Below are 21,644 nucleotides of genomic sequence, written 5' to 3'. Positions count from 1 at the left end.
GCTGCCCCTCAGAGCGCCGGCGCCGGCAGTGCGCCGAGCAGTTGCTCGACCGCGACGCCAATTGCCAGCAACCGCCGATCCTCGCCGAGCGGGCCATCCAGCTCCAGGCCGACCGGCAGGCCGGCGGCGCTCAGCCCGGCCGCCAGCGACAAGCCCGGAATCCCGGACGTGCTGGCCGGATCGGTATTGCGCAGGAACGCTTCCATCGTATCGATCGGCGCGGCGCCGTCGATCGAGACGCTCGACGAACCGTTCAGGTCGTCGATGCGCGCCGCGGTGAGGCGCGTGGTCGGGAACAGCAGCGCATCGAGACGCTCATCGGCGAAAGTCGCTGCGATGTACTGCTGCAAACGCGGCCGCCACTGCAGCAGTGCCGCGTCGTAACGGTCGCCGAGCACGTCGGCGAGTACGTCGTCGTAGATCGCGCGCACATCCGGGCTCGCAATGCGGGCCGCCAGTTCAGCCACGGTCTTGACCGGCGCATCGTTGGCGACGAGCCAGGCGCGCACGTCCTCACGTGCCTCGTGGACTGCGATCGGACCGCCGACCAGGCCGTTCAGGGTTTCCAGTTCGCTCATCGCGATAGGCACGAAGGTGACGCCCGCTGCTTCGAGACGGCGCAACGCGGCGCGTGCGACATCTTCCACCTGTTTTTCGAGCCCGTCCCAGAGCGGCGCGGGCAAACCGATGCGCAAACCATTCAAGGCAAGCACGGGCAACGGCCCGGCCCCCGTGATTACGCCGTCGAGCAGAGCGACATCGGCAACCGTGCGGGCCATCGGTCCTACCGTATCGCGCGTATGGCTGATCGGCACGACGGCATTCGGGTCGTGATAGCGCCGCTCGGCGCCACCGTTGCCGACCGATGGGCGAAACCCCACGGTGCCCGTCAACGCCGCCGGAATGCGGGTCGAGCCGCCGGTGTCGGTACCGAGACCCGCGGGCACAATGCGCGCGGCGATCGCGGCGGCCGTGCCGCCCGACGAGCCGCCGGGGATCAGGGTGGGGTTGTACGGATTGCGCACCGGCCCGGCGTGCGTGGCGAGATTCGTGCTGGTGATGCCGAACGCGAGTTCGTGCATATTGGCTTTGCCGAGCACGATCGCACCGGCATCGAGAAGCCGCTGTACCGAAGGCGCGTTCGTCTTCGGGACGAAACCCTCCAGAGCGGGCGTGCCCGCCGAGGTCTGCAGGCCGGCCGTGTTGATGTTGTCTTTCACGACGATGGGCAAACCGGCGAGCGGCAACTGCGCTTTTGCTTCGGGCGGCAATGCATCGATGCGCTGCGCGGCGGCCAGTGCACCATCGAGGTCGAGTGTGGTGAGCGCATTGAGGCTCGACAGCGATGCCGCGCGCGCGAGCAGCGTCGCTATATAGTCTGCGGCTTTGAGGCGCCCGGACTGGATCGCGGCGATTGCTTCGGTTGCGGTTAAAGCTAACTGTTGATCGACGGTCCACGTCATTGCAGGCGACTCCTTGAACTCAGGTGTCGTCTATTCTGGCACAGCCGTTTCAAAACCGACGTCAGGTGTCGCAATGAGCAATAGGCAATAAGGACTGTGCTGAAGGCCTGCGTTTGCCGCTTTGCCGGTTTGTTTAGCGGCTTATTTCCGGCTGTCGATCCACATGCGTCCCCAGCGGAACGCATAGGCGAGCGCATGTTCTTCGTCGAAGAAGTAGTCGAGCGCGTCGAACGAATAGGCCTGACCCCGGCTTGCGGTGGTTTTCTCGATAGTCAGATTAGCAGCGAACAGGCCATTAGGCAGTTGTTGCGCAGCCGGTGCGACTTCGTAGCCTTTGTAGCGGATATGTGAATTCATGGTCGTGGCAGTGAGTGTGCCCGCGTGTGTTGCCAGGGAGCCGGCAGGCGGGACGCAACCCTGTGCGTCAGGCAACCGGTGAGTCAGCGGGCAGGATCAAGCGTAGGCCGCGCCGCGCAGCGGGTGAACCAATCTTTCCTCGTAAGCAAATCAGCGACGTTCTGGAACGGTCTTCAGGAGGCTCGATCGGTCCATAGTCGCCAAGCGTAAAGACACTATCCAGCCTTGTTCGCGGATGGTCTGTTATGTGGCGCACGGTTTGGAACGGAGCGGGCGCGGCGGGTCGAGAAAATCGGCCGCCGACGGGAGTTCGGAGGATTTTTGCAGAATTCGTGGACCGCGAGGCGCGGGCCACGAGGTCACACGAGGTGCGCTTAAACCGCGTGCAGCAAACGGGCGGGTTGTGCTTCCCTGGCGGCCTGGCCGAGCGGCGCGGCCGTCGGCGTGCGATGCGCGTTGAAGGCCAGCGCGAATTGCGCGGCCTGCTGGCCGACCGTGGCGAGCTGATCGACGACCTTGGCGTCCGAACAGGTGTCGACGGTGTCGAAACGCGTTTCGAGCGTGTTGATTCCCGCGCCGAACGGCGTGGGCCAGCCACGCAACGCGTGGACGATCGAGCGCAGCGAGGTCAGCACCGAGCCGGCGGCCTGCCAGCCATACGCGGTGACGATACAGCCGACCGCGCGGCCATCCAGATACGGCCGCTCGTCGGCGCGCAGCTCCTCGAGCGTGTCCAGCGCGTTCTTGACGAGACCCGAGACGCCGCCGTGATAGCCGGGCGTCGCGATGATCAGCGCGTCCGCATGGCGCACGGCCTCGATCAGTTCGAGCTGTTCGTCGGTGCGTTGGGGGTTTTCCGGGGCGTAGTGGGGCAGGCTATGCAGGAAGGTGCCGCCGAACAGCCGGGTATTCGCGCCCGCGGCTTGTGCGCCACGCAGCGCAAAGCCGAGTGCGCGCTCGGTCGACGACGCCGCGCGTGTCGTGCCGCCGATGCCGATGACAAGTGGGCGGCGCTGATGATCGAAACTGGTCAACGAAATACTCCTTCGGTAGCGGCTCACGGGACGCTGGCGCGGGGCTGCGCGCAGACGAACCGGGGCGAACCGGACTTTGAAGCGTTATCTTAATGAGCGCGGCGAGCCGGGCGAAGCGACTTTTTGTTCTAACGATATAACCGGGCGGGGTAACTGGCGGCTCGGCGGCCTGTTTGACGAAGGCCTCGAAGGCGGCTTCGAACCCGCTCAGGGACCCGCTCAGGGACCCGCTCGGAACCCGCTGCGCCATCCTGTGCAATGCAGTTGAAGCCGCACGGGATAAGCATATGGCGAACCATTGTTTGGGGGTGCGATGACGCACGGCTATGATTGAGCCGTCTCCTCCATGACATCTCCTTGACATGGGATTTGGCCTCGCTGCGTCAGTAGCGGGGCCTTTTTTTGTCTGCAGGTTCGGTGACAGAAGCGCCGGCTGCTTCACGATAAAGCCGTTTTTCGCATGCTACGATGGTCCGCGAAGCGAATCCCCGCGAGGTCGAGCAAGCAATGGCAACCCTCTATGACATGCTCGGTGTGCCCATGCACGCCACCGGCGAAGAAATCAAACAGGCCTACCGCAAGGCCGCGATGAAATGGCATCCGGATCGCAACAGCGGCGCCGAGGAAGTTGCGCGCGCCACCTTCCAGGAAATCAAGGACGCGTACGCGATCCTCTCCGACGCCGCGCAGCGCAAGGTGTATGACACGGTCTATGCCGAGCAGATGCGCGGCTGGGAAGCGCAGCGCGCACGCCAGCAGAAGGCGCAGGCCGAGCGCGAGACGGCGGCGCGGGCCGCGGACGAAGCGGCCTATGCCGAGATGGTGTCGCTTGCCATGCGTTTCGCCGACGAGGGCCACAATCGCGACGTGCTGTTCGGTGTGCTACTGGGGCGTCGATGCGAGGCGTTGCGTGCCGCGCAGATCGCCGACAGCGTGTCGGCTTTGCAGGCGTCGCGCCGTGAGGCGCAGAGGGCGCAAGCTGCCGCCGAGGCAGCAGCAAACGCAGCGGAGGCTCCCGACGTTGCAGCTACGGCTCAGCCACAAGCCACGGATGATGCAGCCGTCAGGCGAGGCACGCCGTCTGACCCCGCCAACCACGGCACGTCCCGCAAGCGCGAAGAAAACGCCGGTGACGCCCACCCTGCCGGGGTGCTGGGCGGACTCTGGTTCCAGTTCCTGAACGGCTTGCGGTTCTGAAGAAAACAGTTATCGCGAGCGCCGCCGGATTGGCGCGCGGTTGACAGCATACTGAAAGCATTCTTGCCGTGCGACAAACCAAGTCATGGAAGTGTCACCAACGCGCAAGACTGCTGCGGCAGAATCCGACAGAGAGAAAAAGAACACAGGTACGGGGTGAGCGTGACCAGAAAATACAAGGTGCTGTTTCTCTGTCGAGAGAATTCAGCACGCAGCATCATTGCCGAAGCTTTACTGCGCGAACTGGCGGGACACCGGTTCGACGTATTCAGCGCGGGGCCAGAGCCGGCCGCGCGAGTTCACCCGACTGCGATCGCGCAATTGCGGCCGGGAATTTCGGACCTCGGCGTGCTCAGCCCGAAAAGCTGGCTGGAGTTCACCGGCGAGTGGGCGCCGCGAATGGACATCGTCATCGCCATGGACGAATGCGTCGCCGGTCACCATGCGCCGCTCTTTCCGGGTGAGCCCTCGTTGAGTCGCTGGATCTTTGCCGATCCGCTTGCCAACGGCTTGTCTGAGCCGGAGCAGGTCCGCGTATTTGAAAAGGTGTTCTGGCAAATCGTGCGGCAGGTCAGCGCATTCATCGAGTCGCCGCGGTTCGCGGCGGCGCGGGAGACTGCCGCGAACACGGAGGCGCCGGCTTGCGTGAGCGGTACGATCTGACGGCTTAGCGGTTGGTCTGGCGCGCAAGCGGGCTGCCGGCGAACGGGTCGTTTACCCAATCCACCTGTTTTCTCGGCTGCGGGGCAGGTGCCGGCGTGGCCGATAATTCGAAGTGGTCAATTGATTGACCTGCGCTAATTGCCTGTTTAAGCCATTGAGGCATTTCTCCCTGGCCATCCCAGCTATCTCCGGTTGCGCTGCGGTAACGCGCGGCGGCTTGCCTCTTCGGTTCGGCCGCCAGCACGGCGGCGAGGTCTTCTGGTTTGATACCAAACTCTTCCATGCGATGGCGGAGATACGCAATCATGCTATCTCTCTTCCTTTCGTCCATAAGATATTCGTCCTTCTAAAGCGTGTGGCGTTCTGTCAGTTGCAGATTGCAAGGGGGAGCCGCGACAGCATTGAGCCCATGTAAATGGGGTCCGCCCGCGGTAAGGTTATTGATCGAAGGAAATCCTGCTGGCAGCGTAAAAACGGTGCCTCATAAATTGCGTTACTGCCTATGCCCAGCGAGCCCGCCTATACGGCTGGCCGCGCCAATCAGTCAATATTCAAGCGCTGCGCCGCGCGGCAGGTACGGCTGGGTAAGCCTTGCGGCCGCGATGGAAAAAACGGTGATGACGATACATTGATTGCGAATCGCCTGTCTCACGCCCGCACTCCGCCTTTCGCCGGTGTTTCGCGTGGGCTGCTGATTTGTGCGTTATTCCATCATCATAACGCACTGTTCGGGTAAATCACGCGCCAGCCCGATTGATTTTGTTGTCGCATGTTGTTGATCGGGGTGCGAACAGGTCGCCGCGCCGGGTTTGAAATCCGCAGTGGCCGACCTATAACGGAACTGCAGAACCACAATCTGCGTTTCCAGCCTGGCGGCGACCGATTCCGGCAAGCCACACGTGCCGCTCGCGTACTCCGGCGCACTCCGGCACGCCCGGACCCGTCGCAGGTTTGGCAATTACTTACTCGTTTAGTTCGGTGACTCGCCGCAGCAGTCCCGCATAGGCATTCGCCCGTCCGTCAGGTCGATCTGGCGATAGGACGTTTTTTCGCGGATCAATTCTTTTTGAAGGGGATGACAGTTGCTGCGCCGGATTCGAGGAGTCTGGACATGAAACTACGTTTATTGATGGCATTGGCAAGCGCCGCTCTCTTTCTGGCACCGAATACGGCCGGTGCCTCGGGCAGCCAGCAGGATGAAATCGCGCCGAACCGGGTGTTGATGCAGAACGCAAACGAATCAGTGCAAGACACCACCGACATGTCGTTCGGTGAAACCACGTTGCCGGCCGCCCAGCCGGTGCAGAACGTCTCCTATGGCGGCGTGGCCGCGGGCACGGCTCAAGCGGGAGGCCGGCAGGGGCGGCCGTGCTCGTCCGGGTCGCTATGCAGGGTCTATTTCGGCCAGTAGTCGGGCCAGTAGTCGGCCGATAATCGCCGATAGCGCGACGGCCGTTCAGGAGGCGGTGGGAAGCAGCACACCGCCTCTGTTTCCGATTCGCGCTGCCTCGCTCCGATCGAAATACCCACACGGCCGACTGCAATTTTCCGGGGTCGTCAGCGAGCGATTTAATACGATGTTAAGGTGTGCGCTATTCAGGGTTTCACCCGCTGTCTTTCCAATTGCAATCATCGGCAGGCCAATATCGCCTGCTTTTTATTCATGATTTGCCGTTCGGGAATTGATTAGTCCGGTGCAACTGCTCTAATCCCACCGTTGTTTAGTTACCCGCAAACAATACTATGTTGATGGAAGATAATCTGCCGGCGAGCACGGCCTCGCCGGACGATGGGGCGTCGTCGTCCCTGCGCTCCTGGCTTGCTGTCGTGGCCGTTGCAATCGGTGCTTTTGCCTTCGTGACCACGGAGTTTTTACCCGTTGGGCTGCTGCCGCGCATCGCGGCGGATCTGGGCGTGATGCCCGGCACCGCCGGATTGATGGTCACGGTGCCGGGTGTCATTGCTGCCATCTCCGCGCCCGGTTTGATGCTGGTGGCCGGACGGATGGATCGCCGGCGGGTATTTCTATTGCTCACGGCCTTGCTGCTGGCGTCGAATCTGATTTCCGCATTTGCGCCGGACTTTCTATTCATGCTGGTCGGACGCGCGCTGCTCGGCGCCGCGTTGGGCGGATTCTGGACCTTGGCGACGGCAGCGTCGGCGCGTCTTGTTCGGCCGAAGGATTCGGCCAGAGCGATGGCGACGATTCTCACCGGCGTGACCTGCGCAACGGTGATCGGGGTGCCGCTCGGCACGTTCATCGCCAGCTTCGCGTCGTGGCGCGCGTCGTTCATGGCGACGGGCGGACTGGTCGCGGTCGCGCTCGTCGCCCAGTTTTTCTTCGTGCCGTCCCTGCCGTCGAATGCCGCCTTGCGACTGCACGATCTGGTGGCGCTATTGCGCCGGCCGCATCCCCGTAGAAGCATGCTGATGGTGGGGCTCGTGTTCGGCGCGCACTTTTCCTCGTACACGTACATCACGCCGTTCCTGCTGCGCAATGCAAGTTTTACGATGTCGACGATCACGTGGCTGCTGCTCGGCTTCGGCATTATCGGCTTCTTCTCGAACTTCGCCGTTTCGTCGACGGTGACGCGCAACCTGAAACTATCGGTTGGCGCGATGGTGTCCCTGCTCATGTTCGCGCTGCTGGCAATGCCGCTCCTGCAGCAATCGCAGCCGGGGGTCGCCGCGCTCGTTCTCGCGTGGGGTGTTTCGTTCGGGGCGCTGCCGCTGTGCTTCAGCATCTGGATTCAACGCGCCACGCCGGACTCGCCGGAAGCGGGCTCGGCGCTGTTTGTCAGCATCATTCAGGTTGCCATTGCGCTGGGATCGCTGATTGGCGGCGTCGTGGTCGACCACGTCGGCATCTCCGCCGACTTTCTGTTCGGCAGCACGCTGGCGCTACTGGGGCTCGCCGCGCTGGTGAGTTTTGGGCGGAGCGAACAGCCGGCCGCGGCGAAAGCGATCGCGTGTCCGGCGTGCACGGATTAGTGAACGCCCGTCGAACCCGGATCGCTCCCGTGATGACCGCTTCCGCGTCGCCCGGCGCGCAGTATCTGAAGGATCATCCGCAACGCCATGTACGAATCGAGCGAAACACAAGCGTAGTGATTGGAAAAGACGGGCAGGGCGACGCGTGATCGTCCTCGTGCGTGGCGTCTGAAGAGCGCATCTGATCGGCGCGCGTGCGATTAAAGGCCTTGCATGGGCTCGATCCGGCGTGGCTGCAAATAAGCAACTGTTTGCAGGTCCGAATCCTCAAGTTGGGCAACCGATTTGCGTAGCCAGGTCGTTCAAATCCGTCGCGATGAAGTCCCAGGCCTGCTCGGCATGCAGGTCGCTCTTTTGCGCGGGACCATGCTCGGTCGGCCGCAAGACAAACGCCGTTTTGAGGCCGCATTGGCGTGCCGCTGCCAGATCGCCATTGTGAGCGGCGACCATGCATACCTCCGAAGGCTCGAGGCCAAGGATCTCGGCTGTTTCAAGGTAGACCTGCGGCGAAGGCTTGTACGCGCGAACGACTTCCGCTCCGAGAATCGCGTCCCAAGGGAGTGCGGCGCGTTTTGCCATGTCGAGTATGAGCCTGATATTGCCGTTCGAAAGCGGCGCGATCATGAAGCGACGCTTGAGCCGCAAGAGACCCTCGACGGAATCGGGCCACGGGTCGAGGCGGTGCCAACTGTGGTTCAGGGCGTCGAGTTCATCCGCGGGAATCGAACCGACGTCGATGCCGTAGTCGGCTAACACCTTGAGCAGGTTTTCCCGGTGCAGTACGTCGAGCCGGACAAACGGCCGGCGGCCACTGCGTATCTCGCCCATTGCGGGCACATACTGACGCCGCCATGCATCCGCGAACTCATACGCGTCAATGTGTGCTGCGTGCCGCCCGAGGAAAGGGCGCAGGTCGCGCGCGACCCCGCTGCGCCAGTCGACGACTGTTCCGAATACATCAAACAGAAGCGCTTTGATTTCTGAGCTGTCGGTCACGTCGCAAACCTCGTCGCAAGTTGGGCTGAAAGCAAGTCTAACCGGAGGCTGGGATGACGCCTACGAACCGACGCCAAACATGAAGACGCCCACTCTCCGATTCGCTTTTGTTATCACCTCCTTCAATACACGGATTGTTGGCGTATCGCACCGCTCGTATATTGACTGAACGAAAGCAAACGCAGCACGAACAGCAGAAATACAACAACTGAAAGGCAAGCCTCGCAGGCATGCCGCAGGAGCACAGCAATGAACCGAATCGATCTGGAGGGGCGTGTTGTCGTCATTACCGGCGGCGCGCGCGGCATTGGCTACGCGGTGGCTCAACGAGCGCTGAAGTCGGGTGCATCGGTCGCCTTGTGGGACATCGACGCCGAGCGGCTCGCGCGCAGTCAGCAGGAACTCAGCGAACTGGGCAAGGTAACGGCCGTCACGGTCGAACTCACCCAGGAGGCATCGGTCGCTCAGGCAGTGGCGCAAACACTCGCGGCGCATGGTGCGATCGACGTGCTGATCAACTGCGCCGGCATCACCGGCGGCAACGGCACGACGTGGGAGTTGGACCCCGAGGTCTGGCGCCGCGTGATCGACGTGAATCTGATCGGCCCGTATCTCACCTGCCGCGCGGTCGTGCCGCAGATGCTCAAGCAAGGCTACGGGCGGATCGTCAATATCGCCTCGGTGGCCGGTAAAGAGGGCAACCCGAACGCCTCGCACTACAGCGCGTCCAAAGCCGGACTCATCGGTTTGACCAAATCGCTCGGCAAAGAACTGGCGACGAAGAACATCCTCGTCAATGCGGTCACGCCGGCCGCGGCCAAAACAGAGATCTTCGATTCGATGTCGCAACAGCATATCGACTACATGCTCTCGAAGATTCCAATGAACCGGTTTCTGTTGCCGGAAGAAGCGGCGTCGCTGATTCTCTGGCTCTCCTCCGAGGACTGCGCGTTCAGCACCGGTTCGGTATTCGATCTGTCCGGCGGCCGCGCCACTTACTGAGCTATCGCCGGGTGACCTGAGCGGCGGCCGTGGTAGTGCAAGAGTAAAAAACGCAGAGCGCGACCCGCATGCTCTGCGAAGGAGACGACATGAATCCGCATTCGCCCGCTTCGCTGGAGGCGATCAACAGCAAGGTAATGCGCCGGCTGTTGCCGTTTCTGTTGCTGATGTATGTGCTGGCGTTTCTCGATCGCGCCAATATCGGCTTCGCGCAGAAGGCGTTGCAGCATGATACGGGTTTGTCCAATGCGGCTTTTGCGTTCGGCGCGGGCGTGTTCTTCGTGGGCTATGCCCTGTTCGAAGTACCGAGCAATCTTCTGCTGCACCGGGTCGGCGCGCGCGCCTGGATGTGCCGGATCATGGTGACCTGGGGGCTTGTCTCGGCGGCCATGTGTCTCGCGCATACGCCGACTGCTTTCTACTCGCTGCGTTTCCTGCTGGGTGTCGCCGAAGCAGGCTTCTTCCCCGGCGTGATCTATTACCTGACACACTGGTTTCCGCAAACGGCGCGTGCGCGAGCGGTCGGCGTGTTTTATTTCGGCGCGCCGCTGGCGTTTATCTTCGGCAGTCCGTTGTCGGGCTCATTGCTCGACCTGCATGGCATGCTGGGTCTGGCCGGCTGGCAGTGGCTGTTTCTGATCGAGGGGGCATTGGCTTCCATGGTCGGCGTATGGGCGTTCTGGTATCTCGACAATCGCCCCGAAGATGCGGGTTGGCTCGACGCGCAAGAGCGCAGCACCTTGCGCGCCGCGCTCGACGACGATGCGCGCGCCGCATCCGCGCATGGGCCGCATCATATTCTCGCCGCGCTGCTGGATCGCCGGGTGTTGCTGCTCTCGGCGATCTATCTGCTGATCCAGATGAGCGTCTACGGGGTGATCTTCTATTTGCCGCAACAGGTGGCCGCTTTGCTCGGTACCACGGTCGGCTTGCGCGTGGGCCTCGTTGCCGCGTTGCCGTGGCTGTGTGCATTGGCCGTGACGTGGTACGTGCCGCGTCGTGCCGACCGTACCGGCGGGCACCGGCGCTGGGCGGTCGCGCTGCTGGTACTCGCGGGCCTCGGCATCGGTGCTTCGGGACTCGCGCATAGCCCGTTGGTCGGCCTGATCGCGCTGTGCTTCGCGGCCAGCGGCTTTATCGCGGCGCAACCGCTGTTCTGGACCTTCCCGACGCGCTACCTGACGGGCGCCGCGGCGGCGGGTGGCATCGCGCTAATCAATTCGCTCGGCGGCCTTGGCGGATTCATTGCGCCCAGCCTGCGCACCGCCGCGGAACGGACCTTTTCCTCAACCTCGGCCGGGCTGATCGTATTGGGCGTGTCGAGCCTGCTCGCGGCGCTCATGATCGGCACGCTATTGCGACGTGACGGCGTTCATTCATCCGGGTCGTTCCAGCACTTGCTGCACCGCGCCCGCTAGGCGCATTTTCGGCTGCGCGTCAGACGCACCAACAACGGAGCCCTCTTCATGGCCATGCCTACTATCCGGCACGTGCGTGCCTTCATCGTCCGCGGCGGCGGCGCGGATTATCACGATCAACCCGACGGACACTGGATCGACGATCACATTGCCACACCGATGGCGCGTTACCCCGAGTATCGTCAGAGCCGCCAGTCGTTCGGTATCAATGTGCTCGGCACGCTGGTCGTCGAGATCGAAGCGAGCGACGGCACGGTCGGTTTCGCGGTCACAACGGGCGGTGAGATCGGCGCCTTCATCGTCGAAAAACATCTCGCACGTTTTCTTGAAGGCCAGCTTGTTACCGACATCGAGAAAATGTGGGATCAGATGTATTTCTCAACGCTGTACTACGGCCGCAAAGGCGTGGTGCTGAATACGATTTCGGGTGTCGATCTCGCGTTGTGGGATCTGCTCGCGAAGGTCCGCAAGGAGCCGGTGTACCAGCTATTGGGCGGCCCCGTGCGTGACGAACTCGTGTTTTACGCCACCGGCGCGCGTCCCGATCTCGCGAAGGAGATGGGTTTCATCGGCGGGAAATTGCCGTTGCAGCATGGTCCCGCGGAAGGCGAGGAGGGTCTCCGAAAGAATCTGGAGAAACTCGCCGAGATGCGTAGCCGGGTTGGCGACGACTTCTGGCTGATGTACGACTGCTGGATGAGTCTCGACGTCCCGTATGCAACGCGCCTCGCGCAGACGGCGCATGAGTACGGTCTGAAATGGATCGAGGAGTGCCTGCCGCCGGACGACTACTGGGGTTACGCCGAACTGCGCCGCAACGTGCCGCGCGGCATGATGGTGTCGACCGGCGAGCATGAAGCGACGCGTTGGGGCTTTCGCATGCTGCTGGAAATGCAGTGCTGCGATCTGATCCAGCCGGACGTGGGCTGGTGCGGTGGCATCACCGAACTCATCAAGATTTCCGCGCTTGCCGATGCCCACAATGTGATGGTGGTGCCGCATGGTTCGTCGGTCTATAGCTATCACTTCGTCGTGACGCGGCACAACTCGCCGTTCGCCGAGTTTCTGATGATGGCGCCGAAAGCGGATGAAGTGGTGCCGATGTTTACGCCGCTGCTGCTCGATGAACCGGTGCCGGTGAATGGGCGAATGAAAGTGCCGGACACGCCGGGTTTCGGCGTGCGGCTCAATCCGGAATGCGCGCTGGTGCGGCCCTATCCACGCTGAACGCGTTGGATGCGCGAGAAAGGCGATGCCGCCTCGATTTCGATCTGCACGACATCGTACTGATTCAGCCAACAGGAGAGGAACGTGTTGCTCAAGGACAAGGTCGTGATCGTCACCGGCGGTTCGCGGGGCATTGGCCGCGCGATAGCGGTTGCATGCGCCGCCGAAGGCGCGGATGTGGCGATCAACTACTGGGGCGATAACGACGCATCGTACGGACGCCGCTCGGCCGTCGCGGAAGTGATCGGTGAAATCGAAGCACTGGGACGGCGCGTGATCGCGGTCGAAGGCAATGTCGCCGCGCGCGAAACCGGTCAGGAACTCGTGCGCCGAACGGTCGAAGCGTTTGGCCGGGTCGACGTGCTCGCGAGCAATGCCGGCATCTGCCCATTCCATGCCTTTCTCGACATACCGCCCGACATTCTGGAGTCGACGGTGGCCGTCAATCTGAACGGAGCGTTCTACGTCACGCAGGCCGCCGCGCAGCAGATGAAAACGCAGGGCACGGGCGGCGCGATCGTCTCGACCAGTTCGATCAGCGCCCTGGTGGGCGGCGGCATGCAAACGCATTACACGCCGACCAAAGCGGGCGTGCATTCGCTGATGCAGTCCTGCGCGGTAGCGTTGGGGCCGTACGGCATTCGCTGCAACTCGGTCATGCCGGGCACGATCGCAACCGATCTGAACGCGGAGGATCTCGCCGACGAAGCGAAAAAAGCCTACTTCGAGAAGCGCATTCCGCTGGGCCGCCTGGGCCGTCCCGAGGATGTCGCCGATTGCGTGGTATTTCTCGCCTCCGACCGCGCGCGCTACGTCACAGGCGCCGCGCTGCTGGTGGACGGCGGACTGTTCGTCAACTTGCAGTGAAGCGCGACAGCGACGCGACGATGCCGACTTCAGCTAACCGGCGCGGATGCGGTCCCAGGTTCGGTGATCGCAGTGCTGGAATCGTCGCGTTTCAGCTTGCGCGAGAAGCCACGCAGCAGTTCGATAAAGCGCAGTGCCGGATCGGCGAGGGCTTCCTCCTTGCGCGTGAGAATGCCGAACCCCGCGAGGCTCTTGCCGATTTCAAGGGGCAGCGCGACCAGCAGCTTGCCGCGCACATGATCGCGCACGACCGACTCGGGCAGCATGGCCACGGCGTCGTAGTTTTCGAGCAATTGCAGCGTGGCGAAAATCGACGCGCACTCGGTCAGATTGACCGGCGTCGCAAGGCCGGCGCGTGCGAGTTCCTCTTCGAACAGCACGCGTGCCGGACTGGTGACCGGTTGCGCGACCCACGGCCAGTCGATCAGCTCCCGCAAGCTAATGCGCGAGCGCTGCGCCAGCGGATGCACCGAACGGACCACCAGCAGCAAGGTCTCGCGGGCGAGCGGCTCGAAACTGAAGTCGTTGTGCTGCAGTGGACTGGTCAGGCGCCCGAGCGCCAGGTCGACTTCGCGGCGATGCAGCAATTGCACGACCTGGTCGCTGGTTTCGCCCAGAATGCGCACGTTCAGCAAGGGGCTTTCGGTTTTCAGCGCGGCGACCGCCATGGCCAGCAGGTCGGGCGCGGCGCCCATGATGGCGCCGACGGTCAACTGCCCATGTCCGCCGCGCCGTTTGACGTCGAGGTCTTCGGCAAACCGGGTCAGCTCGGCGAGTGCCCGGCGCGCGTAGGCCAGCGTGACGACACCGAGCGGCGTGGGCGTCATGCCGCGTGCGTTGCGTTCGAACAGCAGGAAGCCAAACGCTTCCTCGATGTCGCCGAGCATGCGGCTCGCGCTGGGTTGCGCGACGTTGATCGCCTCGGCGGCCTGATGGAGATTGCGCGCGTCGTCGAGCGCGACGAGCAGCGCGAGGTGCTTGAACTTGAGCCGATTGACGAGTGCGATGGCAGCTGAGTGTTGGCTCATGGTTCCGGTGCGATTCGGTTTGTGGATCGCCCAATCCCAACAACGGATTGAGATGCTATCGACGCAGGAATTATAGTCGTATCAGACGCTTCCACGCTCCTCAGGGAAAGCGCCGGATACGACGGGAGACAGGCCGCAATGGAAACAATCGCTTTCCGGATGGTGCTCAACCCCGGCATGCGGGAAGAATACGAGCGACGTCATGCGCAGATCTGGCCTGAACTGGTTGATGCATTGCACAACGCCGGCGTGCACGACTATCGGATTTTCTTCGACGCCGAATCGAACCACCTATTCGCTGTTCTGACGCGCACCACGAATCACACGATGAATGCGCTGCCGCAACTCGACGTGATGCGCAAATGGTGGGATTACATGGCCGACATCATGCACACGGCCTCCGACCATACGCCGCTTCAGCAACCGCTCGAACCGGTCTTTCATTTGAGTTCACTTAGCTGATTTTGCCTGGACCCTGGCGTGGAGGATGTTGCATGCAGGTTGTCGATTCGCATATCCATTTGTGGGACCTGAAGACGCATCGTTATCCGTGGCTGGAAAACCCGGGCGTGTCGTTCGTGGGAGACGCGCGCGCGCTGAAGCACGACTATCTGCTCGACGATCTGCTTGGCGAGGCGGGCGATATCGAGGTGTTGAAACTGGTGCACGTGGAAGCGAATCACGACCCCGCCGATCCCGTCGAGGAAACCCGCTGGCTGCAAGCCATTGCGGAGCGTCCGGGCTCGCGTGGCATGCCGAATGCGATTGTCGCCGCAGTGGATCTGTCCGCGGCGAATGCAGCGGAACGACTCGAGGCGCATGCGTCGTTCGGCAATACGCGTGGCATCAGGCAGATCCTGAACGTGCACGAGAACAAGCTGTTCGATTACGTGGGACGTCATTTCATGCGCGAGCCGCAGTGGCGTGAACATTTTGCGTTGCTGCGCCGCTACGACCTGTCGTTCGATCTGCAACTGTATCCGTCGCAGATGGAAGCGGCGGCGGAGCTGGCACGCACCCATGCCGATACGGCTTTTATCGTCAACCATGCGGGCATGTTCGTGGATCGCAGCAGTGTCGCCGGTTATCGCGCGTGGCGCGACGGCATGCGCTTGCTCGCCGGGTGCAGGAATGTCGCGGTGAAGATCAGCGGGCTTGCCATGTTCGATCATCAGTGGACGGTTGAGAGTTTGCGGCCGTATGTGCTCGAAACGATCGATACGTTCGGTGTCGAGCGCGCCATGTTCGCGTCGAATTTCCCGGTCGACCGGTTGTTCGGCTCTTACCAGGATTTGTGGCACGCGTATGCGTCGATCGTCGACGGTGCGAGCGATGCTGAAAAAGCAGCACTGTTTTACCGCAACGCGGAGCGTATCTATCGTATTTGACGTACCGGGCGCGTCCGACGCATTCCCGCAAGCAAAAAAGAAGGAGACACGTAGTGCAGCCATCCCCATCCGCTGTGCCCAGGCTCGAACTACGGCACGCGAGCAAATCGTTCGGCCGGGTCCGCGCGTTATCCGACGGCGACCTCGCACTGTGGCCGGGTGAAGTGCATGCATTGCTCGGCGAAAACGGCGCGGGCAAATCGACGCTCGTGAAGATTCTGGCGGGCGTGCATCAGCCGGATACCGGCGAGTTGCGCGTCGACGGCGTGGCGCGCCGCTTCGCGACGCCTGCCGAAGCACGCGATGCGGGTCTGGCGGTGATCTATCAGGAGCCGACGCTGTTCTTCGATCTGTCGATTGCGGAGAACATCTTCATGGGACGGCAGCCGGTCGACCGGATCGGCCGCATTCGGTACGACGCCATGCGGCGCGAAGTGGACGGCTTGCTGGCCTCGCTCGGGGTCGATCTGCGGGCGGATCAACTGGTGCGTGGCCTGTCGATTGCCGATCAGCAGGTGATCGAGATCGCGAAGGCGTTGTCGTTGAACGCGAACGTGCTGATCATGGACGAACCGACCGCCGCCTTGTCGCTGCCTGAAGTGGAGCGGCTCTTTGCCATCGTGCGCAAGCTGCGCGAACGCGATGTCGCGATTCTATTCATCACACACCGCTTGGACGAAGTGTTCACGCTGACGCAACGGGTCACGATCATGCGTGACGGCGCGAAGGTGTTCGACGGCCTGACCGCCGATCTCACCACCGAAGCCATTGTCGCGAAGATGGTGGGCCGCGATCTGGAAACGTTCTATCCGAAGGCCGAGCGCCCGCCGGGCGAAGTGCGCCTGTCCGTGCGTGGACTCACGCGCGTGGGCGTGTTCAAGGACATTTCCTTCGAGGTCCGCGCCGGCGAGATCGTCGCGCTGGCAGGGCTCGTTGGCGCGGGCCGCAGCGAGGTGGCGCGCGCGATCTTCGGCATCGATCCGCTCGACTCGGGCGAGATCTCGATCGGCGGGCAGCGGCTCGCCGCGGGCAGTCCGGCGGCGGCAGTACGCGCGGGTCTTGCGCTCGTGCCGGAGGACCGTCGCCAGCAAGGGCTGGCGCTGGAACTGAGCATCGCACGCAATGCCTCGATGACGGTGCTCGGACGTCTCGTCAAACATGGCCTGATTTCCACCCGCAGCGAAACACAGTTGGCCGATAAGTGGGGCACGCGCTTGCGTCTCAAGGCGGGCGACCCCAATGCGCCGGTCGGCACGCTTTCCGGCGGCAACCAGCAGAAGGTCGTGCTCGGCAAGTGGCTGGCCACTCATCCCAAGGTGCTTATCATCGACGAACCCACGCGCGGCATCGACGTCGGCGCCAAAGCCGAGGTGTACAGCGCGCTGGCCGAACTGGTGCGCGACGGCATGGCGGTGCTGATGATTTCGAGCGAGTTGCCGGAAGTGCTCGGCATGGCCGATCGCGTACTGGTCATGCACGAGGGCCGTATCAGCGCCGATATCGCGCGGGCCGAAGCCGACGAAGAGCGCATCATGGGCGCCGCGCTCGGTCAGCCGCTTCCTCCGTTGGGGCACGCGGCATAATGTGCCACTCTTCCACCCATCCCGCACCCGTTCAGGCGCCGGCTCCGAGGCGCAGCGGCAGCGCGCCCGGCGGTTTTATCGCGGGCCTCGCGAAGAGCCGCGAGACCACGCTGTTTGTCGTGCTGATCCTGCTGATTGTCGGGACCGGGCTCGCGAAGCCGCAGTTTCTGAACCTGCAGAATCTGCGTGACGTGCTGCTGAATGTGTCGATTATCAGCTTGCTCACAGCCGGCATGACGGTGGTGATCCTGATGCGGCATATCGATCTGTCGGTCGGCTCGACGGTCGGCATCAGCGCCTATGCGGTCGGCAGTCTGTACGTTGCCTTTCCGCAGATGCCGGTGATCGTTGCGTTGCTGGCCGGACTCGCGATCGGTCTGGTGGCGGGCAGTATCAATGCGTTGCTCGTTGCGGTGGGGCGGGTGCCCTCGCTGGTGGCGACGCTCTCCACGCTCTACATTTTTCGCGGCGCGGACTATGCATGGGTACACGGCGGCCAGATCAACGCGACCAGTTTGCCCGATGGGTTTTCCCGTCTCGCTACCGGCACCTTCTTCGGCATACCGACGCTCGCGCTGATCGCGCTCGTCGTGCTTGCCGGTCTGGCTGTTTACCTGAAACAGTTTCGCGGCGGACGGGAGCATTACGCGATCGGCTCGAACCCGGAGGCGGCGCGGCTTGCCGGCGTGAACGTCGAGCGTCGCGTAATGGCGGGTTTTCTGCTGTCGGGCGCAATTGCGGGTTTTGCGGGCGCGTTATGGCTCGCGCGCTTCGGCACCGTCGACGCAAGCACTGCGAAGGGCATCGAATTGCAGGTGGTTGCCGCCGCCGTGGTGGGCAGCGTCGCGATCACCGGCGGTGTGGGCACTATTCTCGGCGCCACGCTCGGCGCGCTCGTGCTGGGTGTGATCAGTATCGCGCTGGTCGTGCTGCACGTCTCGCCATTCTGGGAGCAGGCCATTCAGGGCGCGCTGATCGTCGCCGCGATTACCGCCGATACCTTGCTGGCCCGTTCCGTCGCCAAACGCATGATGAGGAAACGCGATCATGGCTAAACCCGATTCCGCGCTGCTCACGCGCAAACGCGAAACGCCGTTGCAATGGGAAGTGCTGCTGGTTGTCGTGCTGGCTTTGTCGCTTGCGCTCGGGCGATGGTTGTCGCCGGTGTTTCTCACTGGTGCGAATGTCAGCAATATTCTCGCCGATCTGACCGAGATCGCATTGATGGCGCTGCCCATGACGCTGATTATCGTGGCTGCTGAAATCGATCTGTCAGTGGCATCGGTGCTAGGCGCCTCCAGTGCGCTGATGGGGGTGCTGTGGCACATGGGCCTGCCGATGCCGGTGGTGATCGTGCTCGTTCTGATCGCCGGCGCGCTGGCGGGTCTACTGAACGGTCTGGTGATCGTCAGGCTCAATCTGCCCTCGCTCGCGGTCACGATCGGCACGCTGGCGCTGTTCCGTGGCCTTGCCTACGTGTTGCTCGGCGATCAGGCCGTGGCGGATTTTCCGCCGGCCTATACGGCGTTCGGCATGAATACGGTCGGCCCGACCTTCATTCCGTTGCCCTTTGCGATCGTGATTGTCGGCGCGGTGCTGTTTACCGTGCTGCTGCAGTCCACCGCGTTCGGCCGCAGCCTCTACGCAATCGGCGCGAATTCGACCGCCGCGGCTTTCTCCGGTATCGAAGTCGCGAAGATCAGGCTGCGTCTATTCGTGCTGTCCGGCGCGATGAGTGCGCTGGCTGGCGTGGTCTACACGCTGCGCTTCACCAGCGCACGCGGCGATAACGGCGAAGGTTTCGAATTGTCGGTGATCGCGGCGGTGCTGTTCGGCGGCGTGAGTATTTTCGGTGGACGCGGCTCGATGTTCGGCGTGCTGTTGTCGCTGCTGATTATCGGCGTGCTGAAAAACGCGCTGACGCTCGACGACGTGTCGAGCGAAACGCTGACGATCGTGACCGGCGTGCTGTTGCTGGCCTCCGTGCTGATTCCCAACCTGGTTGCCCGCTGGCGGGCGGCGCGTGACCGGCGTTTTATCGCGAAGTCCGCTGCATCCTCATAACGTTTTCCTGAACCGGCTCCAGAAGAAATACCGAATACCAAATACCGACAACCCGGACAGCCATTCGTCCAACAACAAAGCAGGAGACGCCTCATGTTCAATCCTCTACGTCACACCGGCAAGGCCGCGCTCTGCGTCGCTCTCGTCGCGATCAGTTGCGCGGCATCCGCTGCCGGTCTGAAAAGCGGCCTGAAGATTGCCTTCGTGCCGAAGCAGATCAACAACCCGTATGAAGTGATTGCCGACGACGGCGGCATGGCCGCGATCAAGGAATTCGGCGGCGTGGGCAAGGTAGTGGGGCCGTCGGATGCGGGCGCATCGTCGCAGGTGCAATACATCAACACGTTGATTACGCAGCGGCAGGACGCGATCGTGATCGCGGCCAACGACGCGAATGCGGTCGTGCCCTATCTGAAGAAAGCGATGTCGCAAGGCATCAAGGTCGTGACCTTCGACTCCGATACGGCGCCTGAGGGCCGTCAGCTATTCGTCAATCAGGCGAACGCGGAGGGCATCGGTCGAGGCCAGATCCAGTTGGTCGCGAAGCTGATGGGCGGCGAGGGCGAATTCGCCGTGCTGTCGGCCACGCCGAACGCGACCAATCAGAACACGTGGATCAAGTGGATGCAGGAGGAGTTGAAGAAGCCCGAATATTCGAAGATCAAGCTCGTGAAGATCGCATACGGCAACGACGACGACCAGAAGTCGTTCGTCGAAACGCAGGGCTTGCTGCAGGCGTATCCGAATCTGAAGGCGATCGTCGCGCCGACTACGGTGGGCATTGCGGCGGCGGCGCGTTATATCTCGTCGTCGTCGAGCAAAGGCAAGGTGCAGGTGACCGGGCTGGGCACGCCGAACCAGATGCGGGCGTTCGTGAAGAACGGAACGGTCAAGGCGTTCCAGTTGTGGGACCCGAATCAATTGGGTTATCTGGCGGCCTATGCGGCGGCCGCGCTGTGCTCGGGAACGATCACCGGCAAGGAAGGCGAATCGTTCGATGCCGGCAAGCTCGGCAAGCGCACAATTGGACCGCAGGGCGAAATCATTCTCGGACCGCCGACCACGTTCGATGCGAGCAATATCGATAACTTCAATTTCTGATTAGCGAGCCGGGGCGCCACCATGCCGCGCATTGGCGCCCGGTTCGTCAGACAGCGCGCGCTCCGTTTGGTACGGGATATGCAGGCCGGCCGATCGATCGAAACCGAAAGCCGCTTTGAAGCTGTACAAGCGGCTTCAGCGTGAACTTTGAGACCTATACTATGAATCGGTGATCCGGGCGTGGGCGTCGTGCGCTCGAACTGCTATCGTACTTGCGAACAAATCCCTGCCTGGAGGTGCATGATGAGCGATATGACCTGGCTTGTGGTGGCTGACGGCGGTCGCGCGCGGGTTTTCCAGACGCCAGGATTGACGCTCGCTCTGCAGGAGAAAGAAGATCTCATCAACACCGCATACACCGGCACGATGCTCACGGAAAAAGACCGTGAGAAATTCGCAAAGCGCGTTTCCGATTATCTGGAAGCCGGTCGGCTTCACCAGCTTTACAATCGGCTGAGGCTTGCCATCGAGCCCAAATTCCTCGGCATGGTCAAGGCGAATCTCAGCGAGGACACACGCCGGCTGATATTCGAGCAGGTTAGCGAGGACCTGTCGACGCTCAATGCCAGGCAAATCGAAGCACATCTCGGGCGAAAGCACTGACCGGCGAGCCGTGGCGCGCCAAGCCAGGGCATTCACACGGCGCGGCCAGGATTGCCCTGGAGCCTGCCCCGTGGGCTCTACGTGTCACTCACGCGTGTTTCCGAGCCATCGGATTCCTCGGTATTACGGAACCAGTTTTCCGCATGCGAACGCTCGGCGACCCAGGAGCGAGACTGCGGCGTGTTGAATTCGCGATCGATATACCGGCGTCCCCATTCAACCCCGTCTCTCACGGCCTCCTCCTCGGTTAGCCATTCGGGCTGAACGGTCATGGGCACAACGTCGATGACAGTCTGACCGCCCCGGCTCACACTGACACTTGCGATCCACGCGCCGAGCTTGTTACGCTCAGGGTGCACGGTAATCTCAAACTCGCCGTACGAAACAGAGCCTGTTGGCATCGTTTTCTCCTTTGCCGTGTTCATGATCGTTAGCTGTCAGCAATCCGGCATGCATGCTTCTTCTTACGGACGCCGTGGCGTCATCATGCCGCAATTCCAGGCTTGTAACACGCAGATATCGCAACTCAGCGACAGACCGGCAGACCGCGTCGACCAATAGCTGGCATCGGAAAAAGCCATGTTCACAGGGTCATGAGTTGTTCATAGACTTCCGGTACGAAAGAATGGCAGGCCCTCATATCATCCAGTAGCAGGAGGTTG

General features: G+C 62.4%; 22 protein-coding genes. 15 read left to right on the top strand and 7 right to left on the bottom strand.

The features are described 5' to 3' along the window. Positions 1 to 8: 8 nt before the first annotated feature. The 3 genes from iaaH to HWX91_RS08745 form a co-directional block, all read right to left on the bottom strand. A complete protein-coding gene (gene iaaH, locus HWX91_RS08755) occupies positions 9 to 1,463 on the bottom strand; it encodes an indoleacetamide hydrolase (protein WP_028194753.1) in 1,455 nt (484 codons plus the stop codon). Positions 1,464 to 1,604: 141 nt separating this feature from the next. Continuing rightward, positions 1,605 to 1,820, bottom strand: a complete 216-nt coding sequence (locus HWX91_RS08750; protein ID WP_028194752.1) for a hypothetical protein — start codon at positions 1,818 to 1,820, stop codon at positions 1,605 to 1,607. 374 nt (positions 1,821 to 2,194) lie between these two features. Then, complete coding sequence (locus HWX91_RS08745) at positions 2,195 to 2,854, bottom strand: NADPH-dependent FMN reductase (RefSeq protein WP_028194751.1); 660 nt, start codon at positions 2,852 to 2,854, stop codon at positions 2,195 to 2,197. Between the two features lie 507 nt (positions 2,855 to 3,361). On the opposite strand from HWX91_RS08745, the gene HWX91_RS08740 reads away from it, so the two are divergent. Both HWX91_RS08740 and HWX91_RS08735 read left to right on the top strand, forming a co-directional pair. Continuing rightward, positions 3,362 to 4,051 (top strand): J domain-containing protein, encoded by a 690-nt coding sequence (locus tag HWX91_RS08740; protein ID WP_028194750.1) that lies wholly within the window; start codon positions 3,362 to 3,364, stop codon positions 4,049 to 4,051. Positions 4,052 to 4,213: 162 nt separating this feature from the next. Beyond that, on the top strand, positions 4,214 to 4,714 hold the full coding sequence (locus HWX91_RS08735; RefSeq protein ID WP_028194749.1) for an arsenate reductase/protein-tyrosine-phosphatase family protein: 501 nt from the start codon (positions 4,214 to 4,216) through the stop codon (positions 4,712 to 4,714). Positions 4,715 to 4,718: 4 nt separating this feature from the next. On the opposite strand, the gene HWX91_RS08730 is transcribed toward HWX91_RS08735, so the two are convergent. Further along, on the bottom strand, positions 4,719 to 5,045 hold the full coding sequence (locus tag HWX91_RS08730; RefSeq protein ID WP_028194748.1) for an H-NS histone family protein: 327 nt from the start codon (positions 5,043 to 5,045) through the stop codon (positions 4,719 to 4,721). Positions 5,046 to 5,825: 780 nt separating this feature from the next. On the opposite strand from HWX91_RS08730, the gene HWX91_RS08725 reads away from it, so the two are divergent. After that, positions 5,826 to 6,125: a hypothetical protein gene (locus HWX91_RS08725; protein ID WP_028194747.1), complete on the top strand. Its 300-nt coding sequence runs from the start codon at positions 5,826 to 5,828 to the stop codon at positions 6,123 to 6,125. Positions 6,126 to 6,457: 332 nt separating this feature from the next. Then, positions 6,458 to 7,705, top strand: a complete 1,248-nt coding sequence (locus HWX91_RS08720; RefSeq protein WP_028194746.1) for an MFS transporter — start codon at positions 6,458 to 6,460, stop codon at positions 7,703 to 7,705. Between the two features lie 267 nt (positions 7,706 to 7,972). Here HWX91_RS08720 and HWX91_RS08715 read toward each other — a convergent pair whose 3' ends face one another. Further along, positions 7,973 to 8,701, bottom strand: a complete 729-nt coding sequence (locus tag HWX91_RS08715) for a haloacid dehalogenase type II (protein ID WP_028194745.1) — start codon at positions 8,699 to 8,701, stop codon at positions 7,973 to 7,975. Positions 8,702 to 8,950: 249 nt separating this feature from the next. Here HWX91_RS08715 and HWX91_RS08710 point away from each other — a divergent pair, with 249 nt between their 5' ends. From HWX91_RS08710 to HWX91_RS08695, 4 genes are all read left to right on the top strand, one after another. Then, entirely contained in the window at positions 8,951 to 9,703 is a 753-nt protein-coding gene (locus tag HWX91_RS08710) for an SDR family NAD(P)-dependent oxidoreductase (RefSeq protein ID WP_028194744.1), read from the top strand. An 89-nt stretch (positions 9,704 to 9,792) separates the two neighbouring features. After that, positions 9,793 to 11,121, top strand: a complete 1,329-nt coding sequence (locus HWX91_RS08705; protein ID WP_028194743.1) for an MFS transporter — start codon at positions 9,793 to 9,795, stop codon at positions 11,119 to 11,121. A gap of 48 nt (positions 11,122 to 11,169) precedes the next feature. Beyond that, on the top strand, positions 11,170 to 12,348 hold the full coding sequence (gene rhmD / locus HWX91_RS08700) for an L-rhamnonate dehydratase (RefSeq protein ID WP_028194742.1): 1,179 nt from the start codon (positions 11,170 to 11,172) through the stop codon (positions 12,346 to 12,348). An 84-nt stretch (positions 12,349 to 12,432) separates the two neighbouring features. Continuing rightward, positions 12,433 to 13,215: an L-rhamnose 1-dehydrogenase Lra1 gene (locus tag HWX91_RS08695; protein ID WP_028194741.1), complete on the top strand. Its 783-nt coding sequence runs from the start codon at positions 12,433 to 12,435 to the stop codon at positions 13,213 to 13,215. Between the two features lie 29 nt (positions 13,216 to 13,244). Here HWX91_RS08695 and HWX91_RS08690 read toward each other — a convergent pair whose 3' ends face one another. Further along, entirely contained in the window at positions 13,245 to 14,243 is a 999-nt protein-coding gene (locus tag HWX91_RS08690) for a LysR family transcriptional regulator (RefSeq protein WP_028194740.1), read from the bottom strand. A gap of 138 nt (positions 14,244 to 14,381) precedes the next feature. Between HWX91_RS08690 and rhaM the strand changes: the two genes are divergently transcribed. The 7 genes from rhaM to HWX91_RS08655 all read left to right on the top strand — a co-directional run bounded on the left by rhaM (position 14,382) and on the right by HWX91_RS08655 (position 20,982). After that, a complete protein-coding gene (rhaM, locus tag HWX91_RS08685; RefSeq protein WP_028194739.1) occupies positions 14,382 to 14,705 on the top strand; it encodes an L-rhamnose mutarotase in 324 nt (107 codons plus the stop codon). 32 nt (positions 14,706 to 14,737) lie between these two features. Continuing rightward, the gene (locus HWX91_RS08680) at positions 14,738 to 15,631 is read left to right on the top strand and encodes an amidohydrolase family protein (protein WP_028194738.1); all 894 of its coding nucleotides are present in this window, start codon (positions 14,738 to 14,740) and stop codon (positions 15,629 to 15,631) included. 53 nt (positions 15,632 to 15,684) lie between these two features. After that, a complete protein-coding gene (locus HWX91_RS08675; RefSeq protein ID WP_028194737.1) occupies positions 15,685 to 17,214 on the top strand; it encodes a sugar ABC transporter ATP-binding protein in 1,530 nt (509 codons plus the stop codon). Next, positions 17,214 to 18,269, top strand: coding sequence for an ABC transporter permease (locus tag HWX91_RS08670; RefSeq protein ID WP_081832941.1), 1,056 nt, complete (start codon positions 17,214 to 17,216; stop codon positions 18,267 to 18,269). The genes HWX91_RS08675 and HWX91_RS08670 overlap by 1 nt, the downstream gene beginning before the upstream one ends. Beyond that, positions 18,262 to 19,278 carry an ABC transporter permease gene (locus HWX91_RS08665; protein ID WP_028194735.1) on the top strand — a complete coding sequence of 339 codons (1,017 nt, stop codon included), beginning with the start codon at positions 18,262 to 18,264 and terminating at the stop codon, positions 19,276 to 19,278. Before HWX91_RS08670 ends, HWX91_RS08665 begins: the two co-directional genes overlap by 8 nt. Positions 19,279 to 19,371: 93 nt before the next feature. After that, positions 19,372 to 20,379, top strand: a complete 1,008-nt coding sequence (gene rhaS, locus HWX91_RS08660) for a rhamnose ABC transporter substrate-binding protein (RefSeq protein WP_028194734.1) — start codon at positions 19,372 to 19,374, stop codon at positions 20,377 to 20,379. A gap of 240 nt (positions 20,380 to 20,619) precedes the next feature. After that, the gene (locus HWX91_RS08655) at positions 20,620 to 20,982 is read left to right on the top strand and encodes a host attachment protein (protein WP_235430056.1); all 363 of its coding nucleotides are present in this window, start codon (positions 20,620 to 20,622) and stop codon (positions 20,980 to 20,982) included. 77 nt (positions 20,983 to 21,059) lie between these two features. On the opposite strand, the gene HWX91_RS08650 is transcribed toward HWX91_RS08655, so the two are convergent. Then, on the bottom strand, positions 21,060 to 21,383 hold the full coding sequence (locus HWX91_RS08650; RefSeq protein WP_028194732.1) for a DUF6566 family protein: 324 nt from the start codon (positions 21,381 to 21,383) through the stop codon (positions 21,060 to 21,062). Positions 21,384 to 21,644: the final 261 nt, after the last annotated feature.

Source organism: Paraburkholderia fungorum, from assembly GCF_902833645.1.
GTDB classification, from domain to species: Bacteria; Pseudomonadota; Gammaproteobacteria; order Burkholderiales; family Burkholderiaceae; genus Paraburkholderia; species Paraburkholderia fungorum.
Note: the sequence above shows the minus strand (reverse complement) of the source record. Positions and strands in the feature narration are given on the sequence as shown.

Coding starts and splice junctions, on each gene's coding strand:
- iaaH (WP_028194753.1), bottom strand. CDS start 1,463: ATGACGTGGACCGTCGATCAACAGTTAGCTTTAACCGCAACCGAAGCA.
- HWX91_RS08750 (WP_028194752.1), bottom strand. CDS start 1,820: ATGAATTCACATATCCGCTACAAAGGCTACGAAGTCGCACCGGCTGCG.
- HWX91_RS08740 (WP_028194750.1), top strand. CDS start 3,362: ATGGCAACCCTCTATGACATGCTCGGTGTGCCCATGCACGCCACCGGC.
- HWX91_RS08730 (WP_028194748.1), bottom strand. CDS start 5,045: ATGGACGAAAGGAAGAGAGATAGCATGATTGCGTATCTCCGCCATCGC.
- HWX91_RS08725 (WP_028194747.1), top strand. CDS start 5,826: ATGAAACTACGTTTATTGATGGCATTGGCAAGCGCCGCTCTCTTTCTG.
- HWX91_RS08720 (WP_028194746.1), top strand. CDS start 6,458: ATGTTGATGGAAGATAATCTGCCGGCGAGCACGGCCTCGCCGGACGAT.
- HWX91_RS08710 (WP_028194744.1), top strand. CDS start 8,951: ATGAACCGAATCGATCTGGAGGGGCGTGTTGTCGTCATTACCGGCGGC.
- HWX91_RS08705 (WP_028194743.1), top strand. CDS start 9,793: ATGAATCCGCATTCGCCCGCTTCGCTGGAGGCGATCAACAGCAAGGTA.
- rhmD (WP_028194742.1), top strand. CDS start 11,170: ATGGCCATGCCTACTATCCGGCACGTGCGTGCCTTCATCGTCCGCGGC.
- HWX91_RS08690 (WP_028194740.1), bottom strand. CDS start 14,243: ATGAGCCAACACTCAGCTGCCATCGCACTCGTCAATCGGCTCAAGTTC.
- rhaM (WP_028194739.1), top strand. CDS start 14,382: ATGGAAACAATCGCTTTCCGGATGGTGCTCAACCCCGGCATGCGGGAA.
- HWX91_RS08680 (WP_028194738.1), top strand. CDS start 14,738: ATGCAGGTTGTCGATTCGCATATCCATTTGTGGGACCTGAAGACGCAT.
- HWX91_RS08670 (WP_081832941.1), top strand. CDS start 17,214: ATGTGCCACTCTTCCACCCATCCCGCACCCGTTCAGGCGCCGGCTCCG.
- HWX91_RS08665 (WP_028194735.1), top strand. CDS start 18,262: ATGGCTAAACCCGATTCCGCGCTGCTCACGCGCAAACGCGAAACGCCG.
- rhaS (WP_028194734.1), top strand. CDS start 19,372: ATGTTCAATCCTCTACGTCACACCGGCAAGGCCGCGCTCTGCGTCGCT.
- HWX91_RS08655 (WP_235430056.1), top strand. CDS start 20,620: ATGATGAGCGATATGACCTGGCTTGTGGTGGCTGACGGCGGTCGCGCG.
- HWX91_RS08650 (WP_028194732.1), bottom strand. CDS start 21,383: ATGCCAACAGGCTCTGTTTCGTACGGCGAGTTTGAGATTACCGTGCAC.